Here is a 16,116-nt window from a genome sequence, read left to right as displayed (position 1 = left end):
GGAGAGCACTGGAACACGCTACGCATTTGATGACTTTGGTTTAGCGCGCAAAGCTGTCTGATTTAGCGGTCGAATTTTTTAGAGTGTCGCTGCTCCTTTTTCTGAGCTAGCCAATCAATGGCTGATAACAACAACACCCCATCAGCTGGTCCCTCAAGCTTTACGGAGCTGCCAGTCGTGTTGTCTCTAATTATGACGGTTGGAGTGGCCGTAACCCCGGCTTTGATGGCCTCATCGGCCTGTTGGTCGACATGCTGTGCGATCACTTTGTCGTTGGCTGCACAGGACAACAGGGCCTGGTTAGTAACACCAACAACGTTCAGATCCCCTTTGAAACCCTGACCGTTACTACGGGTCCGGTCAAAGATTTGGTCAATGGCTTGCCAGAAAGCAGGCGCGCCACCAAGCACACCCGCACATTCAGCGAGCTTGGCTTCGTGTACTGCTGCCGAACCGTGCACATCCAGTGGCAGGTGATGCCACTGTAGGTTTACGTTCTTCTGCTGCTGTATCCAGGTTTTCAACGCAGGTGTGTACGTCTTGCAGTAGGGACACTCCAGGTCCGCGAACTCAGTCACAGTCCAGCGTGCTTCGGAATGGCCAAACAACCACGGGCCTGTGTTGTGCTGGGCTGGTATCTCACTTCGAGTGAGGGCTAAGCAGGCCATCGATGTGCCTGCCAAAACGCACCCCAGCATCACCCAATACTTGCGTAGGCCTGTCATGCCCGAGCCTGGGCTGGCTTCGATGAAAGAAGCGCTTGTTTACGAAGGGACTCAAGCAGAGCGTTCTCAGCATTCTCGGGTTGTGGGTGCTGTCGCAGCCAGTTGGCTAACACCGCGTGAAGTTGGGACTCGATGTCACGACGATCCACCGCACGAACCAAAACCTGTTGCAGTTGCTCTATCAAAACGGGTGCACACACCTCAAGGGTTTGAAGGGCGTCTTCACCCGGCTGTTCAAGCAGCTGGGTCAGACTTTCAATCAGGTTCTGGGTCAGAGAATTCAATGCTCTCATGCTTGGCGCTCCAAGGCCGTGACTTGCTCGGGGAAAGTAATGATGTGAGGTTCGATACCGCGATAGCGGTCAAGCGTTGCAGCAACTTCAATGGCGGCATCGAGCTCGCTGCAGCCTTTGGCTTGCATGATGTCGAAGCGTTGCTTTTTCTCTTCCGGCTCGGTCATGGCCAGGGCCAGGTACAAACTCGGTGGTACCGCTCGGAATAACATTTCCATGCTTTTGGACAACACGACGCCCTCGGTGAATTTGCCGCTTTCTTTACGCGCTGACAGCATCATCGACTTCTGTGCAGGAGTAAGTTCACGAAACCGCGCGATCTTCTCCACCTCATCAGGCGGCATGTTTAAGCACATCCACCATTCGATCATGTTGAGTAGGGCTGAGGCTTCTGGCGGCACGTCGTCAACGTTCTGGGTGGCCATCCAGAACCAGGCGCCGAGCTTTCGCCACATTTTGGTGATCTTGACGGAGTAGGGGGATAGGAGTGGGACCTTCAACTGGATGTGGCCTTCGTCGGTGAAGCAGATCAGCGGACGGCCTTTAAACTGGTCACGCTCGGCAATGTTGTTGACCGTGTTGAGCAGGGAAATATAAGCGATGGCCATCTGTGCGCTATAGCCTTCTCGCGCATAGGTGGCCAGGTCGACAATGGTAATGTCCGCTTCTGGCCATGGGGTGCCAGGACGGTTGAACATGTCGCCTTCGGTGCCCATACAGAACATGGACAAGGCTTCCGCCATCTCCAAGAATCGTGTGCTTCGGGCGTCTGGAATACCGGGTTCGAGTCCCATTTCTCGCAGCGCTTCACGGATATCTTCCGGCAGAACGATACGTTGTTCCGTGACGCATTTTTTCGCTGCATTCAGTATGCATTGCCGAATGGCGCTACGGTCGGCACGAGTAAGACGGGCATCCTCTTTTTCTTCACCACCGGTGATCATCAGCCTGGCCGCAATTTCCATCTCGCCCAGGATGTCGCGTTGTTCATCCTCGGTCTGGCTAGTCAGATGTTCGTCCGACGCCTCAAGATCATCAGCTTTGATGATCTTTACGTTTTGGCTGGGTTCGATGAGCTTCACGGCATCAGCGAATGGCGCGAGGCTGACCCCCGATCCAGGCGCAAGTCGAACCCGGTTTACCGTCAAACCCAACTTTTTGGCGAAATCACCGAGTAAGCCGAAGCTGTTGCCAGCCTCCACAATGAACAGACGTGGCCGATAGATCGCAATGATTTGGCTAAGGATGTTTGTCGCGCTGGCCGATTTACCTGAACCAGTAGGCCCGAAAATGAACAAATGCGCGTTCATCTGCCGGTCCAGCTTGTTCAGCGGGTCGAAGGTTATCGGCGCTCCCCCACGGTTAAACAGGGTAATACCCGGATGCCCGGTTCCGGTCGACCTACCCCAGACGGGGGCCAGGTTCGCAATATGTTGGGCGAACATCAGTTGTGCGTACCACTCCAGTGCTTTGCGCGCATTGGGGTCGAAGTTGCCGGGTAGCCATCTAAGGTAGGAGTTCAGCGGTGCCACTTCATCCCGAGGTTCCACCGGCTCCATGCCCGCACCCAGCAATGCGCTGCTGAGTTGCAAACTGCGTTCGTGCAGCTGGGCATCGTCTTTACCCCGCAGGTAAAACGCTACGCTACCTCGGTACAGCTTGTGCTTGCGCCCTAGCAACTGACGGGCGGTGGCGACGTCTTCGCGTGTCAGGATCGAGGCCTGAGTGTCTCCAACGGCCTTGCGTGAAAGCTGTTCCAGATGCCCTTCGAGAATGTCCTGCGGGGTGATCACGAGAGTGATACAGAGAATGGTGTCCTCTGGCATTTTGTCGAACAGCGCGTTGAGGGCATCACCGCCCTTTCGGGTTTCACCGGTTAAGTGCCCGGTCTTGGGAGCATCCCGCAAGCGGTCAAGCATCACCACCTGGTGGGGAAGGCCGTCGAAATACCATAGACCTTTCTCTATATCTGACAGTGGTTCGCGATAAAACAGGTTTTGTGAGAAGTCGGTACCGCTGGCGAGCGGCAACTCGCCCTCTGCAGCGGGTACTTGCTTACACACCAATTCGTAGAACCGGCGAATATCTGCGTCGGCAGGGCCAAGATGATCGGGACGAGGATTGAACCAATGAATCAGCCAATGGCGAATGGCGTGGCCATCCATGCGATGGGTTTTAATGCCGGCGTTCGCCAAGCCGCCCACCAAGCGATCACAGATGATTTTCAGGTAAGGACCTGGCGCCTGGCCTCGCACATCCGCTTGCGCGCCTTGGGTACGACGGTAGACAACAACACGGACGCGGCGCTGCTGGCCCCTCCAGGGCAGTTGGCTGACCTTGGTGTCTTCAAACAGCCCGCCTGGTTTGGAGATGGATTCCAGGTGTTGCTTCATCAGCTTCAAATAAAGCTCGGTGAATGCACTGCCTTGTGCGCGTGGTTGAACGTAGTCATGCAGTTGCTGAAGGTAATCGTCCCAGCTGGTTTCGTCCTGGGCATAGAGCTGAACCACCCAGGGTGAGGTTTCAAGCTCGTCAAAGGAGTCCTGGAGGGCGTTTTCCAGGGCGTCGCGGGCCTTGCGTAACCATTCGGGATCCCGACCTTCGGTACCAATCGGTGTCAGCTCAAAAAAGGCAGCGCGAGACACGCCGTCTTCCAATAGCATGGCTTTTTCTGCAGGCAGGTAATCCACCCAGGGCAGTAGGTCTACAAACGAGGGGTTGACGTCGTATAGACGGTCAGCATCAGCGGTTGTGGCTGGCTTTTTCTTTGGGTTACGCCAATCGCTCGGCGAGGGAATACCCATGGCAGCAAGGCGTTCGTAGTAACGCTCTGTCGCAGCCTCAAACGTCTCGGTTGCTGGTCCCTGCACATCGTCAGATAACGGCGAACTTGGTGTTACGCCAGGTTCCACACGCTCTTTCGCCCGTCGCGTTTTGAATCGTTCAAAAAACCCCATCAATATGCCTCCGTGCGTTCGCCAGGCATTGCGTATTGCACCCGCTGATACAGCGGAAACACCGTGGTGTAGCCTGGGATCGGTGCCGGGTCTGAACCCGCTAAATGAGGAAAGACGTACATCACCAGGTCGGGATTGGGTAGGCGTTTAAATTGGCTGTAGATCTCGTTTTGTGCGGTACGTGTGAACATGGTGTTGTCTGTTTCCCTCGTCTCCAGAGGCCGACGAAGATCTTGGCGTGCATCGAGCAATTGGCGGCTGCTCGAGCTGCTTGAGCCGCTGGAACCTTGATCCCAAACGTCCATCATTGTGCGGTCCCCATGGGGGAGCAATTCGTCTTTGTTGGTGGAACAGGCCGAGGCGAGTAGGGCGATGGCCAGGTATGCACCTAGTTTTAAGCCATGATTAGTCAAGCGCAGTCGAAACATGACGGGCTCCTGAGCGATAGTTGACCTTGCGGCCATTGAGTTCGTAATCGATGGTCAGTTGCTGGTCCAGGTGCACAGCTATCTTTGCCCCGGGTTGTACGTACACCGCTGCGAAGGCTTGCCCGTAGAGTTTGTTGACCCAGCTCGAGACGTCATTGACGCCCTGGCCAATAATTTTGCCCATGGCTTCACTGCCCGAGCCGCCGACAGAACCGATGGTCCCGGACTGAGGGTTTATAAAAGAGCCGCTGTTTCCATCTGACTTGATGAGGGAGGCAGCACCTGCGCCGGCGGCGGTAATCAGTACCTGCGAGCCAATGTATTGCGAGGCGTTGCTTTTGCGGTCGCCACTGATACAAGGAATGCCATAGGCATCGCTTATCCAGCCCAGGCCACCCTGAATGGTGGTTTGGTTGCCATTGTTCTGATTGTTACTATTTTGACTGCTATTCGTTTCTTCCTGAGGTTGTGGCAGCGTGCGCACAGTGCCGTCATTGAAGACGAACGTCAGGCTTTTGATCTGACCGCGTACGCAAGACAGGGTCCAATCGCCGGAAGCCGTTCCGCTGGCCACCGCGCCGGCGACGTCGGGCAAGTCGATGCCGTTGGCCGTGAGATTGTCCGGCCCGATCAATACCTTGAACGGGTAGGGGTCGTTGACAGTGCCGTCAATGGGCACCCGGCCGATCAGCGCGGACATGGCCACCGAACCCATCAATGTCGAGTTCTGCGGCAAGGTATAGACCTTACGCACCGGTTTGCGGGCCTCCTGTGGCGAGATTTCATTCGCAACACTTTGAGCGCCCGTGCGCAGTGCATTTTGTCCTCGGTCCACGGACTCGCCAAAAGAGGTCGGGAAGTTGAAACCGCTTGCCGTTTGATTTGACCCTGCAGCGATGGGCTTGCCGTTGACATCGACCGGCGTTGCGTCCTGCGGCTCTATCCAAACAACGTCCGCGCCAGGTCCGCCTTTGAAGCCTTGACCGTCACCTGGCTGAACGCCGAAGCCGATCGGCAAATCAGATCCAGAATCATTGCCACTGCCCGATTTGCTGCTCAGGGTATTGTACTGCTGCTGCAGTGTGTCCAAGAGGGTTTGGCTCTGTTGTTGCGCCTCCTGCTTCATCGTTTGCTGAACGTTCTGCAGTTTGTTATCAACGTTGAGGTCGATGTTCTGCAGGCGTTTTTGCAGCTCGATGTTCTGTTGCTTTAGCTCGTCATTGTTCTTCAAAGCATTGGAGACTTGGTCCTTGAGCTGCCGGCTTTCCACAACAATGGTGCGCAATGTGTCGCCAGGCGTATCACCGTCAACCCCCAGCTTCTTTGCCTCATTCGTACTGAGCACGATTGTTTCTGGTGCACGAGCCTGCTGTTCCGCACCGCCGCGGCTGAACAATTTAACCACTACGAAAATTGCAAGGATCGCGAACGGGATGACCAGGAATTTAATCAAAGGGTTATTCCTCACGGCGGGCTCCCTTCGGGTCGATCTGGCTGATGGCCGCCGGCAATAACGATTCGGCTAGACCATGGCCACGGGTCACCAGGTAGACCGTCGAGGTGTCGCTGGAATCACCTTTGGCGCCAAGGTAGGGATGCTGAAAAGTCGCGGTGACAAAGTCACCCATCAGGTCACGTGGATCCAATGTGAGGTTTTGGGCGCTTGTGTTACGTAGCTTCACCGCCGTGACCCAATACTCGTCTAACCGCCACGACCCCAACGCAGAGGCTTCGATCGGCAATGTCGGCAGTAGGGTGGTGAGGTCCAAACCGTGCTTCAGATTGATCTGAGCAATCCCCTCCACGGGCTCAACGGTGCGTAGGGGCGCGTAAAGCATCTGTGCGGCATATCGCGTCATGACCACCGGAAGTGGGGTCTCACGACGCGGTTTCGGCGCGTCCTCATCCTCCTCGGCTTGAGCGCGGGCTTGGGCCGTGGAAGAAGTTGCATGGTTGCTTGGAGGTTTGGCGTTGACTTGGCCGTAACGCGGGGCGCGACTGTCCCCGGCTACAATTTTAGCCGGCTCGGATGCGACCTGATTCGGTTTCCCTACCGTTGCGATGATATCCACTAGCATGATCTCACCGGAGTTCATGATCTGCAGCTGTAAGCGAGTCGGTTCAATCGGCTCTTTCGCCAACAGGTAGAGGGCACCACCGGTGCTCTGCACGCGCAGTTTGTCGACGAGGTTACGAGGCACACCCACTCGTACGTTTTGGTCCACAAAGACAATACGCTCCTGACCCACGATCAAGGGCAGTGCTATAGGGATACGATCCCAGCGCAGGATTTCGACGGCGTTGGCCAACCCGCAGAAGTGAAGGGCTAAGAGCCCGATGATCAGTAGGCGGCGTGTCATCATTTGCCTCCTGCTCTGGTCGTTTCTTCGGAGACTTCGATGCGTTGTGGATTACTGCTATAACAGTCCCAGGCCAGGCCGAAGGGGTTTTTTTCGGGATCGACGTCGAATCGGATAATTCTTAACGGATAGCGAGCTAATGCCCGCTTTACGCGCTCCCCGCCGTAGTGCTCGTCAGCGGTGATATCCAGGTTGACGGTCCAGTCATTGATGCTGTGCTGTTCAATATGTTGCTCAGACTTATCGTCGAGGCCTCTGCCTGGAATTTCAAATACACCCCGCTCACGTTTGCGCAGTTCCCCGCTATTGCGGCGTAGCTCGAAATCTTTCTGCAAGTAGGCTTTGCAGCTGGGAGTTAGGTAGCTTTCCAAGCGGGTAATGTTGTCCTCGTAGTCGGTTTCACCGTCTACGGGCCAGCGGTTCATCTGCTGAAAAATGTACAGTCCGAAGGCGTATACCGTCTCAGGTGGAATATCCCACCATTTGCGGGTGCTACCTGAGCGCAGATCTGGAGGTACATGAACAGTCAGGTCACGCGGTGCGCTCTGCCAGCCATAAGCCATGTACAGACCCAGGGCAACGAGCAGGCCAATGACCATGCGCAGGCTGTTGATGTGGGCCAACTGGGCGTCCACCTTTTTACGGTAAGTCATTGAACCTCCGTTCGATGGCAGGTCCACGCACCTGTACGTGTGATCAGCAGGGCTTTATTCCAGGTCGGAAAAAACCGTGCGATGTCCAATTGCATCTGGCGGTATAGCCATGTATCAGGTCGGCCGCGTTTCCATCGACGCAAGAAACGACTGGCAAGAAACAGCCCAAAGACTGCACAGAGCATGGCTGCGCCGATGATAAGTGCCCAAATCTGGGTCAATATCGCGGCCGGAATTCCGATCAACAGCCCTGCGCCGGTACTCAACGCCAAGGTGGCCCACATTTCGTCAGCGGTAAGGCCGCCCATGATGACTGGCTGATTGTTCAATCGCACAGGGAGGAAAATCAGGGTCCCATCGTCTGAGAGTTCTGTCATGGCCAAGGCTCTTTTAAAGAATATTTGAAGCCTTGGTGACCAGGAAAATGGCGACACCGAGGATGGCGACGCCAACGGCGGCTGTCGCCCCCAGATCTCCCCATTTTTTCTTGCCAAGTTGAATTTCGTGGTAGGTGCCGAAGGCATGCCAAGCAACGCCACTGAAAATGACGGCGCAGATGATGAGGCCAAGCAAAGTAAAACCGTCAAAGGCGTAGTTCTGCATGGTTTGCATCAAGTTAGAGCCTTCCCCCCGGGTAGGAGGCTGAGACTGCGGAAGAGCCGCCATGGCCAGTTGGGGAAGAGCAAGCAACCCGATCAGCATGCGGCCTGGTTTCAAGAAAGAAGTCATGGTGTATCTCCCATAGGGTCAACTAAGAACAAATGTGGTGAGGATCATGCAAAGCAGTAGGATGCGGACGACCGAGGTCGAGGCAATCGTTCGATCAAGGTTGCCAGTGGCCCATCCTCGGTAGCAGCTCCAGATAGCCCAGGCGCCCCACATAAAGATGATGGCAACAGCGACGCCGACGAAAAACAGGTAGCTCGTCGAGGCAGGGAATCCTCCCGCCGCTTGGAACGCAGCAGCCTGAGCGCCGCTCATGCTCATGGCTTGCGTCCTTCTGTCGTGTATTGGCCTGACAGCTCAACAGGATCACGAGGCTGGGCTCGGGTTGGGGTGAGATAGCCCTCCAACCCATGACGAATTCGGGCGATATCACCTGCTAGGCGCTGGTAATCGAAGAAGTAACGCTTGCCAGGTTCGTCGGCCACTTGAGCGCTACGACGTGCGGCGTCCTCCAAGGCATTTAACTGGCGGATCATCACGTCCAAGTTGGCCTGTTCAGAGGCTGAAGCAGCGGCCGCATGAGAGACAGGCAGACTGCATCCGATAAGTACGATGAGACCTGGCAAGGCAATTCGGCGAGTGAGTGCAGTGAGACGCGGGTACTGGATCACGGCTGGGCTCTAGTCATTCCTGATGCCGTCAGCTTGCCGTGATCAAGCTATGGTCGCCGCAAGAAAACCATATTCAGGACTGTAAGGATTTCTTCTGGCGGTACTGACATCATCAATCGCAGTGGATAGGGCGTTTGAAGAACAGCAGATACCCGATGGGCAAGGCGAATCCGTAAGCCCAGCCTTGGGCGTTTTGATTGCCAACCTTGACTTCTCCTTTGACCACGGGCTGCACGCTGACCAGCTCCCAGCCTTCGCTGCCTAATTGAGCAAGGCGGTTTTGACGTTCAGAATCTTCCAGAAAACCCTGGGTGTCGGGTTCAGTGGTGGGCTCTTCGGACTTGAACATGAAGGGCTTTTCGGTTCTGACAACGTACTGAAAGGGAGAGAACTCAGTGTGGTATTCAAATTTCTGATGGCCCATGGCGACGTCCTCGATGTGCAGAGCTATCAGGGTTTCAATAATGAGCGCGTGCCAGCAATCTGAAATAGTTTGTCGCTAAGCGCGTGATTTCAGAGGTTTGGCTGGAGATGTTCGATAGCTGCCCGTCACGCACGGCAGAAATCGGCCAGAAGCAGTCATCCCGTGATCACTCTACAACCTCTACGCGCAGTATCAGCCAAAAGAGCATCAACGCAGTGAGGAACAATACGGTGTGAGCGGTTTATAAAATGCTCTATTGCACAAGCGCGCGGATGGGGATGGATAAGCTGGCATATTTGAGGGTGTGCTGCTGAAAGCCGACGCGATTTTTGCAGAGAAACTCCCTGAAGAGCGGTTTAGATGCCTATTGAGCTGACCGTCGGGTCGTTGTTCGCCGCAATCCGACTTCTGGGCACTTTGCGTGAGACCAGCGTGATGGTTCAGCCTCCAGATGATTCTGCATCGCACAAAAGCTCCAGCAAGTCATTCGCCAGGGCCGCCGCTTCTTGTCGATAGTCGGTATTCCAGCGGCTCGACCAGTTAATAGGCTTTCCCTCATCCTCCCAATGCGCCAACGCAAGCCCGTTGAGTATTTCAAGCTCGAACCAAATACGCTGCCAGGCGACGGCGTCCTGGACTGACGCTGTGTCTTTCCACTGGAATTCTGTTTGCGCGACAAATGCCGCCCATGCGAACACATCTTCTGAGGCTCGCTCGCCGAGCGTTCGGAAGTATTTCGCGCTAGCCAATTAACGATTCCTTGTAGTCGTGCACCTGTCTAGTAAATGTCCATACCCGGATACAGAGCTTCAGGTGGATGATAATCGGGGTCCTCAAACCTACTGTTCTGGTAATAGGTTTGGGCCGTCGGTCCATCACCGTTGTAGGTCACCTGCGGATTCGGCGTGAGATGCCAACCGTTTCCTTCTGTGTCGCGCTCAATCAGCGATGCGTACACCCTACAGCTGCCTGATGAGCCGGATGTCAGCCTGAACTGGTAATAGAGTCCGGCTTGGGGAGTAAACTTCGTCGAGATGTGGCAGGAGCGAGTGCGTGACCCCTCCCAGAAAAGATCCACCTGCGTTTCGATACCGGGTCGGATCCGCGTTTCGTAATAGTCCCATGTGAGGTCTTGCCCTGCCTTGGGCATGCCCACGTCTTGTGTATGGGTGAACGGCAGGAGGCCGGTGCGAACAGCGCCGCCCGAACGTTTACCGTTTTCGTATTGGTAAACTTCGGCATGTTGCGTGTAGTCGACGATACGTACCCAGGCAGGATTGGGCTCGTTTTCGGGCGCGGTGAAGTAGTTGGTGTGGGGCAAATACTGGCAACCTGCGAACAACGGCAGCGTCAGGAAACAGAGGGTACGGCGAATAGACATAAAACAGTCCTTTACGGGATTGTTGTACAGACCACAGAACTGCAGGTGAATTTCAAGGCTGGCTCCACTCTGAAGCAAAGTCAGCCGCCATCTGTGTGTTTCGGTGGGGGCGATGGCAAGGTGTCGGCCTCAAAAGAGGTGATTAACAGCATCAGGGCCACCAGTGCACAGGCGAGCCCGGAAACCATCATTGCCACATGAAACCCGTGCTCCATCGCGGGAACAAAAAGTGTAGAAACAATCAGCGAGTCACTTGATGCCATACCATGAGCAATCACATACCGCGCAATCTCAGGCGCTTTGGCTACCCCTTGATCACGCAGCGCGGCAGCTAGCACTCGTGACGCCTCGCTGCTCATGAGCGTGCCCAAAAAGGCGACGCCGATTGTCATGCCCATCTGACGCAACGCGTTCATCGTGGTAGAGGCCACCCCCATACGATCAATCGGTGCGGCGGTCATAACCGCCATGCTGGTGGCAGGTACTGCGAGACCGGCTCCGAGCCCCAGAAGCCCGAACAGGGTGCCCACAATCCAATAAGGGGTATGTGCTGTGAAGGTCACCATGGTAGACATCGCCAGCGCCGTCACGCCATAACCGGCCACCAGAAGTCTTCGCGATGTCATCACTGCGCTCAAGCGCCCGTACAAAATCGACACGCAGCCGGTGACCAGAAACTGCGGCATCATTCGCCAACCCGTTTCAACCACTGACAAGCCTTGAATCGTCTGTAAATAGATCGAGAAGAAGAACAGGCAGCTGTAGTACGAAAAACCCAGGGTAAAAGAGGCCAGGTTGACCACGGCAAACGAACGCCTGCGAAACAGCGAAAGTGGCAATAACGGTCGATCTACACACCGCTCTACAAACATAAACAAAATAAACACCACCAGGGCAACTGCCAGCGCCGCTATGGGTATCAAAGAGTTCAAGCCCGGCTGGCCGATACTGATGAGCCCATAAGTCAGGCTGGCAAGACACACGACGCTGAGCACTTGCCCTGCCGGATCCAGCGCTGTGCGCGCTTGCTGTTTGTGCTCCCTGATCCCCCAGATGCCCAGGCCTATGGCAATCATCCCAAGAGGCAGGTTGATAACAAAAATACTCTGCCAACCTATGCCATGGAGCAACAAGCCACCCAGCAATGGCCCCAGGATAAGCGCCAATGCGCTGAACGCCGACCAGCCACCAATGACGTGAGCACGCTCTTCAGCGTCTGGAAATGCATGGCTGAGAATTGGCAGGGCACCCGGGATCAGAAGCGCACCGGCGACTCCCTGCACCGCCCTCCCGAACAGCAGTAAATCCAGGTTGGATGCCATAGCGCAAACTGCTGAGCCGACAGTAAACACCCCTACACCTGCCAGCCAGGCCCGCTTATGCCCATAACGATCGGCGATTGGCCCCGAAGACAGCATGAAGGCTGACAAACAGATCGTGTATGCATTGACGACCCATTGAAGACCGGAAATATCCGTTTGCAACGCGTCTTGCAGTGTCGGTAGTGCCACGTTCACGACGCTGATATCCAGCGTAGCGAGAAACGTGCCGAGGTAGGCTGCACATAGCGCCGCTACGCGGGGAAAGCGGCGGGTGACCGGGTTATCTGAGGCGGAGCGATCAATGTTCATGCCTCATGATATTTGCCGACTGACCGTCGGTCAATGGATCATTCCAACTTTTTCCCACCTCGATTGGTTCCCTCCTTTACACTGATTTCCTTTGACGAATTGTTTGAAACGAGACGATGAAAACCAAAGCCCCCGTAAAAGCTCCGGCGACAGAACGTGCTCCCAAGCCCCGGACCAAACCCGCCGAAGTACGTCTGGATGAACTGATGGCGGCAGCCGAGAAGCTTTTTCTAGCTCAGGGGGTCGAGGCCACCACGATCAACGAGATCGTTGAGTCAGCTCAAGTGGCCAAGGGCACGTTTTATCACTACTTTTCTTCCAAGAACGAAATGCTTGACGCTCTGGCCGTGCGCTATACCGAGCGCTTCATGCTCAGCCTGGACAATGCAATGGCGCGCTGCGCTGCCGATGACTGGGAAGAGCGTCTTCGCGCCTGGATTCACGCCAACATCGAAACCTACGTCAAGACATATCGTATCCACGATATCGTCTACGTGAACCACCACCATCATGATCGTGCCAACGGCTCGAAGAACGCTATTCTCGAGCAATTGCTTGCGATTATTGAAGGGGGCAAGCTGGCCGGCAATTGGGCGCCAGAACATCCGAACGTTGTGGCATTGCTCATTTATGCGGGCGTCCATGGCGCGACTGATAACATCATCGCCGCTAATACCGAGGACTTCGCCCCGTTTGCCCATGCCGTTGCTGATGCTTGCCTGCTGATGTTACCCAACGGCGTCAAACAAGCCTGATCGGAGGCGGTGCTTCGGCCAGAAGCAGACGCTCGCCAGTATATTTTGGTGCCTTATCGTTCTACTTGGCGTTGCCTCAGGATATCGGTGGCTGAAGGGAGCTACCATGTGCCTCGTAACCGACCGGGGCACATGAAATGCTCAGGTTTGCCTGGCTGGAAAGGCGCTGACCTGGCGCTATGCATACGTCCCCCCGACATCTCACGCCTGTAGGCGCGAGCTTGCTCGCGAAAACCCCATCAGCCCTCCAACTCGCCAGCCCGATAAATCGCAGTGTGATTGTGAGCCACCCACGCCCTCGACGGTTTGGTTTGTTAGGATCTTTACAGGTAGGTCGACTGACTTAAGTGGACGGTTACGCTGACATTTTCGCATGATCGGAAAAGCGTACGACAACGGTATACCTAGGAAGCTGCTTATGCGCAGACGTCACCTAGGAGCCATCCGCCACATCCAAATCAGTGATCCATTGCCATTGCCGCCTGTGCCGCAAAAAACACGACTGCATCGCTTCTTGCGGCAGGGCGAGTTTGCCGAAATCAGGCCTTGTGTCACTCATGCGAAATTGGCCCTCACTTGACCACTCGTTTGCATCGCATTTGACCAGCCATTTTCAACGGAGTGACCAGCACGAGTCGTCGTCATTGACGGCCACGAATTGCCATCAGCCCTAGATTACAACCGCATTGCCGATGGCCGCGATTGGACGCATACCACGACACGCGTTGCAGGGAATCATCCAGATCGCTCAATTTATCAGCTGTGACATCCTCGCCGGCCGAAAGCAGAAAGTGTAGTATCAGCGACCGATCAATCCGCTGATCTCTGATACCCAATATGCATGCAGCCAACAGAACATCGAACCGCTATGACGGTAAACACGTTGTAATTGTGCATGGTTATACTGCCTCGCCCAATGTGAACTGGTTTCCTTGGTTGGCGGAGGTGCTACGGGAGCAAGGCGCGCAAGTTAGCATTCCAGCTATGCCTGATTCGTTCAATCCTGATCCAATAAAATGGGCATTGGCGTTGCAGCAATCACTGCCAGCAGCTGACACAAACACGATCCTCATAGGGCATAGTCTTGGATGCATCGCTGCTCTACGGCACTTGTTGTCCTTACCCGCACACACCCTAACTGGCGGAGTCTTGCTGGTCTCCGGCTTCGATAGAACGGTGTCTACGTTGCCAGAGCTACACGCCTTCACAGATGCACCGCTGGACCACGCGGAAGTTTGCCGTCGTACACAGAAAATCATCTCGCTGTTTTCCGACAACGATTCAATTGTTGAGCCGGCAGCATCTATCGAACTGTCCCGCAACCTCAAAGCCGAGCAAGAAGTCGTTAGTGGTGGGGGACATTTTCTCGACCGCGAGGGATTTGTACAGTTTCCAGAAATATGTACGGTTATTGCGAGGCTTCTTGGGCACGAGACACAGATTTAGCCGCTGGCGTATCCACGGGACACGCACTCGTTACTGCTATGTCTCGGCGAAGTTCACGCTCCAAGCCGGACGCTATTACCAATCATGCTGACATCCGGTTCGGGCGGGACATGTACGTTGTATCCGTCGCTGATCGAACGCGACAAAGATGGGACCGGATGGCATCTGACTCCCAATTCTGAGGTGACGTACGAAGGCGAGGGGCCTACTGCCAAAATGCATTACAACAATAGTCGTTTTGAAGATCCCGATTACCACCCACCTGCGGATCTTTATCCTGGCATCGATGTTAACTGAAGGGCGTGTGATTCACGCCTAGCCGATGGCTGCCACTTACGGAACAATGTCAGGGGATATTTTATGGGTGCCAGGACGTACTGGCTCAGCGAGAGCGAACAAGCGTCGGAGAATCTCTTTGCATGGTCGGCTTTTGTCGCGCAAACCATCGCGCAAATTCTGCACTGAACCATCCACGAAAGGTTCGAACGAATCCAAGCCCAAGCCGTTCTGGTCTCGGCGTGTAAAAGACGCAATGGCAGTTTCGGATCGGACGCTGCCTAGGGCATTAGGCAACCTTGACAGCTTTAAGTGCAACGTCGAGCTGCGATCTGGCATTCGACTCATAGCGGCAGGCGAGCAGTCAAATTACCGAACTCTACAATGTCCGAAACGGATTCCTTCTGAGGCCTTGAGGGCTGCAACGTCTTGCGAGCGATCATCGGAAGGGGCTCCTCTTGATCAGTTGCGGTTCTCACTCGTCTTTTAACGCCGAGTCAGGAACAGGCCCGGTAGCTGCTCTAGCTACCATGTAATCCGATCAATTTCCTCTTGGTTCATCGCACGCCAATCAGTCTGGTGGATACCGTAATCAGCTTGAGCGTACTCAAGTGCCTCCTCCAGCGAAAGCATCAGATGGTCCCCTTCAATCTGCTGGCTGGTGTAATCAATGAAGCGAATCTCCATATAAACCGGTGGTTCGTCCTCACCCTCAACCTCGAGACCAAACAGCACGATAGCCGTAACACTGGGGCGATACTCACAAATGCACCGCACCTTGGCAAAGAGGTACAAGGGGGGCTTTTTCATATAGGGACTCCTTCACTGCTCAAGTGGTGCATGGGGTACAAGCGACAGCACAGGGTCGGTTGCAGCCTATCTCTACCGGCAGCTGACGACCCACAGGTGTCAGCAACCAGAGTCAGAGCGGAGGCCGGGGCTCGCGTCGTATAGCCATCGCGTTCCTGGCTACCACACCAAGATGGGAAATATATCGTGCCGCGTACTCACGACATAAGACTCCAATCCATTTTTCTCAGGATGGATTTGCAAGATCATTTGCGTACTGAAGGTGATGGTGAAAACCCCAAAACTATCAATTGAAAAAGCTTCTACATCGTGGTTTAGAAAGTCGAAAAGTAAAGGGCTTGTGGCAGCATCTTCACCATGCCCCCACTTGCATACCCTATTGATATCACAAGCGAATGGGCACTGAATTAACACGCTAGCCATATCGCCAAAAAGCAGGATCTGCGAACCGATCCCGACAGTTACACCTGTTAGCGCGGAAGGAATCATTTCGGCCAAATCTGAATCATTTATCATCGTGCCGTGCTCTTTTCATACAGGTGGTTGTTGAAGAAGCATAGGCCTGAATCGGCTCTCATTTAGTAGGCAGATCATATAACCATTTGTTAGCGCGGCCACCCAGGCTGACCGTCCGACGTTA

Annotated in this window: 19 protein-coding genes and 1 pseudogene; 3 read left to right on the top strand and 17 right to left on the bottom strand. The window is 54.8% G+C overall.

Annotation, left to right across the window (positions count from 1 at the left end):
• Window positions 1-62: 62 nt before the first annotated feature.
• From HU730_RS09230 to HU730_RS09160, 15 genes are all read right to left on the bottom strand, one after another.
• Entirely contained in the window at window positions 63-725 is a 663-nt protein-coding gene (locus HU730_RS09230; protein ID WP_186526950.1) for a DsbA family protein, read from the bottom strand.
• Complete coding sequence (locus HU730_RS09225) at window positions 722-1,018, bottom strand: hypothetical protein (protein WP_186526949.1); 297 nt, start codon at window positions 1,016-1,018, stop codon at window positions 722-724. The genes HU730_RS09230 and HU730_RS09225 overlap by 4 nt, the downstream gene beginning before the upstream one ends.
• Window positions 1,015-3,975, bottom strand: a complete 2,961-nt coding sequence (locus HU730_RS09220) for a conjugative transfer ATPase (RefSeq protein WP_186526948.1) — start codon at window positions 3,973-3,975, stop codon at window positions 1,015-1,017. Before HU730_RS09220 ends, HU730_RS09225 begins: the two co-directional genes overlap by 4 nt.
• Complete coding sequence (locus HU730_RS09215; RefSeq protein WP_008437412.1) at window positions 3,975-4,403, bottom strand: TIGR03751 family conjugal transfer lipoprotein; 429 nt, start codon at window positions 4,401-4,403, stop codon at window positions 3,975-3,977. Before HU730_RS09215 ends, HU730_RS09220 begins: the two co-directional genes overlap by 1 nt.
• Window positions 4,381-5,871: a TIGR03752 family integrating conjugative element protein gene (locus HU730_RS09210; protein ID WP_186526947.1), complete on the bottom strand. Its 1,491-nt coding sequence runs from the start codon at window positions 5,869-5,871 to the stop codon at window positions 4,381-4,383. Before HU730_RS09210 ends, HU730_RS09215 begins: the two co-directional genes overlap by 23 nt.
• Window positions 5,861-6,763, bottom strand: a complete 903-nt coding sequence (locus tag HU730_RS09205; RefSeq protein WP_186526946.1) for a TIGR03749 family integrating conjugative element protein — start codon at window positions 6,761-6,763, stop codon at window positions 5,861-5,863. The genes HU730_RS09210 and HU730_RS09205 overlap by 11 nt, the downstream gene beginning before the upstream one ends.
• Window positions 6,763-7,416 carry a PFL_4703 family integrating conjugative element protein gene (locus tag HU730_RS09200; RefSeq protein WP_065935692.1) on the bottom strand — a complete coding sequence of 218 codons (654 nt, stop codon included), beginning with the start codon at window positions 7,414-7,416 and terminating at the stop codon, window positions 6,763-6,765. The genes HU730_RS09205 and HU730_RS09200 overlap by 1 nt, the downstream gene beginning before the upstream one ends.
• Complete coding sequence (locus HU730_RS09195; protein ID WP_186526945.1) at window positions 7,413-7,793, bottom strand: TIGR03750 family conjugal transfer protein; 381 nt, start codon at window positions 7,791-7,793, stop codon at window positions 7,413-7,415. Before HU730_RS09195 ends, HU730_RS09200 begins: the two co-directional genes overlap by 4 nt.
• Window positions 7,794-7,806: 13 nt before the next feature.
• Window positions 7,807-8,145 carry a TIGR03745 family integrating conjugative element membrane protein gene (locus HU730_RS09190; RefSeq protein ID WP_008437401.1) on the bottom strand — a complete coding sequence of 113 codons (339 nt, stop codon included), beginning with the start codon at window positions 8,143-8,145 and terminating at the stop codon, window positions 7,807-7,809.
• An 18-nt stretch (window positions 8,146-8,163) separates the two neighbouring features.
• Complete coding sequence (locus tag HU730_RS09185; RefSeq protein WP_032877922.1) at window positions 8,164-8,403, bottom strand: TIGR03758 family integrating conjugative element protein; 240 nt, start codon at window positions 8,401-8,403, stop codon at window positions 8,164-8,166.
• Window positions 8,400-8,714: an RAQPRD family integrative conjugative element protein gene (locus tag HU730_RS09180; protein WP_346345349.1), complete on the bottom strand. Its 315-nt coding sequence runs from the start codon at window positions 8,712-8,714 to the stop codon at window positions 8,400-8,402. Before HU730_RS09180 ends, HU730_RS09185 begins: the two co-directional genes overlap by 4 nt.
• Before the next feature lie 151 nt (window positions 8,715-8,865).
• Window positions 8,866-9,177: a hypothetical protein gene (locus tag HU730_RS09175; RefSeq protein WP_186526943.1), complete on the bottom strand. Its 312-nt coding sequence runs from the start codon at window positions 9,175-9,177 to the stop codon at window positions 8,866-8,868.
• A gap of 440 nt (window positions 9,178-9,617) precedes the next feature.
• Complete coding sequence (locus HU730_RS09170) at window positions 9,618-9,926, bottom strand: hypothetical protein (protein ID WP_015885952.1); 309 nt, start codon at window positions 9,924-9,926, stop codon at window positions 9,618-9,620.
• A gap of 29 nt (window positions 9,927-9,955) precedes the next feature.
• On the bottom strand, window positions 9,956-10,558 hold the full coding sequence (locus HU730_RS09165) for a hypothetical protein (protein ID WP_003192635.1): 603 nt from the start codon (window positions 10,556-10,558) through the stop codon (window positions 9,956-9,958).
• 80 nt (window positions 10,559-10,638) lie between these two features.
• A complete protein-coding gene (locus HU730_RS09160; RefSeq protein WP_003192637.1) occupies window positions 10,639-12,189 on the bottom strand; it encodes an MFS transporter in 1,551 nt (516 codons plus the stop codon).
• 116 nt (window positions 12,190-12,305) lie between these two features.
• Between HU730_RS09160 and HU730_RS09155 the strand changes: the two genes are divergently transcribed.
• The 3 genes and pseudogenes from HU730_RS09155 to HU730_RS26660 form a co-directional block, all read left to right on the top strand.
• Window positions 12,306-12,944, top strand: a complete 639-nt coding sequence (locus tag HU730_RS09155; RefSeq protein WP_003192639.1) for a TetR/AcrR family transcriptional regulator — start codon at window positions 12,306-12,308, stop codon at window positions 12,942-12,944.
• An 837-nt stretch (window positions 12,945-13,781) separates the two neighbouring features.
• Window positions 13,782-14,390 (top strand): alpha/beta fold hydrolase, encoded by a 609-nt coding sequence (locus tag HU730_RS09150; RefSeq protein ID WP_003192641.1) that lies wholly within the window; start codon window positions 13,782-13,784, stop codon window positions 14,388-14,390.
• 16 nt (window positions 14,391-14,406) lie between these two features.
• Window positions 14,407-14,687: pseudogene (locus HU730_RS26660) on the top strand (hypothetical protein); the annotation flags it as partial.
• Window positions 14,688-15,191: 504 nt separating this feature from the next.
• On the opposite strand, the gene HU730_RS09145 reads toward HU730_RS26660, so the two are convergent.
• Together HU730_RS09145 and HU730_RS09140 are read right to left on the bottom strand one after the other, a co-directional pair.
• Window positions 15,192-15,476 (bottom strand): hypothetical protein, encoded by a 285-nt coding sequence (locus HU730_RS09145; protein ID WP_032900782.1) that lies wholly within the window; start codon window positions 15,474-15,476, stop codon window positions 15,192-15,194.
• A 159-nt stretch (window positions 15,477-15,635) separates the two neighbouring features.
• The gene (locus HU730_RS09140; protein ID WP_003192646.1) at window positions 15,636-15,992 is read right to left on the bottom strand and encodes a hypothetical protein; all 357 of its coding nucleotides are present in this window, start codon (window positions 15,990-15,992) and stop codon (window positions 15,636-15,638) included.
• Window positions 15,993-16,116: the final 124 nt, after the last annotated feature.

Source organism: Pseudomonas sp. SWRI22, from assembly GCF_014268395.2.
Lineage (GTDB): Bacteria > Pseudomonadota > Gammaproteobacteria > Pseudomonadales > Pseudomonadaceae > Aquipseudomonas > Aquipseudomonas paracarnis.
Note: the sequence above shows the minus strand (reverse complement) of the source record. Positions and strands in the feature narration are given on the sequence as shown.

Excerpts from the sequence above, each read along its gene's own strand:
- HU730_RS09215 (WP_008437412.1), bottom strand. The coding sequence starts at position 4,403 with ATGTTTCGACTGCGCTTGACTAATCATGGCTTAAAACTAGGTGCATAC.
- HU730_RS09140 (WP_003192646.1), bottom strand. The coding sequence starts at position 15,992 with ATGATAAATGATTCAGATTTGGCCGAAATGATTCCTTCCGCGCTAACA.
- HU730_RS09165 (WP_003192635.1), bottom strand. The coding sequence starts at position 10,558 with ATGTCTATTCGCCGTACCCTCTGTTTCCTGACGCTGCCGTTGTTCGCA.
- HU730_RS09220 (WP_186526948.1), bottom strand. The coding sequence starts at position 3,975 with ATGGGGTTTTTTGAACGATTCAAAACGCGACGGGCGAAAGAGCGTGTG.
- HU730_RS09230 (WP_186526950.1), bottom strand. The coding sequence starts at position 725 with ATGACAGGCCTACGCAAGTATTGGGTGATGCTGGGGTGCGTTTTGGCA.
- HU730_RS09150 (WP_003192641.1), top strand. The coding sequence starts at position 13,782 with ATGCATGCAGCCAACAGAACATCGAACCGCTATGACGGTAAACACGTT.
- HU730_RS09225 (WP_186526949.1), bottom strand. The coding sequence starts at position 1,018 with ATGAGAGCATTGAATTCTCTGACCCAGAACCTGATTGAAAGTCTGACC.
- HU730_RS09155 (WP_003192639.1), top strand. The coding sequence starts at position 12,306 with ATGAAAACCAAAGCCCCCGTAAAAGCTCCGGCGACAGAACGTGCTCCC.
- HU730_RS09195 (WP_186526945.1), bottom strand. The coding sequence starts at position 7,793 with ATGACAGAACTCTCAGACGATGGGACCCTGATTTTCCTCCCTGTGCGA.
- HU730_RS09200 (WP_065935692.1), bottom strand. The coding sequence starts at position 7,416 with ATGACTTACCGTAAAAAGGTGGACGCCCAGTTGGCCCACATCAACAGC.
- HU730_RS09190 (WP_008437401.1), bottom strand. The coding sequence starts at position 8,145 with ATGACTTCTTTCTTGAAACCAGGCCGCATGCTGATCGGGTTGCTTGCT.
- HU730_RS09175 (WP_186526943.1), bottom strand. The coding sequence starts at position 9,177 with ATGGGCCATCAGAAATTTGAATACCACACTGAGTTCTCTCCCTTTCAG.
- HU730_RS09185 (WP_032877922.1), bottom strand. The coding sequence starts at position 8,403 with ATGAGCATGAGCGGCGCTCAGGCTGCTGCGTTCCAAGCGGCGGGAGGA.
- HU730_RS09160 (WP_003192637.1), bottom strand. The coding sequence starts at position 12,189 with ATGAACATTGATCGCTCCGCCTCAGATAACCCGGTCACCCGCCGCTTT.
- HU730_RS09205 (WP_186526946.1), bottom strand. The coding sequence starts at position 6,763 with ATGACACGCCGCCTACTGATCATCGGGCTCTTAGCCCTTCACTTCTGC.
- HU730_RS09145 (WP_032900782.1), bottom strand. The coding sequence starts at position 15,476 with ATGAAAAAGCCCCCCTTGTACCTCTTTGCCAAGGTGCGGTGCATTTGT.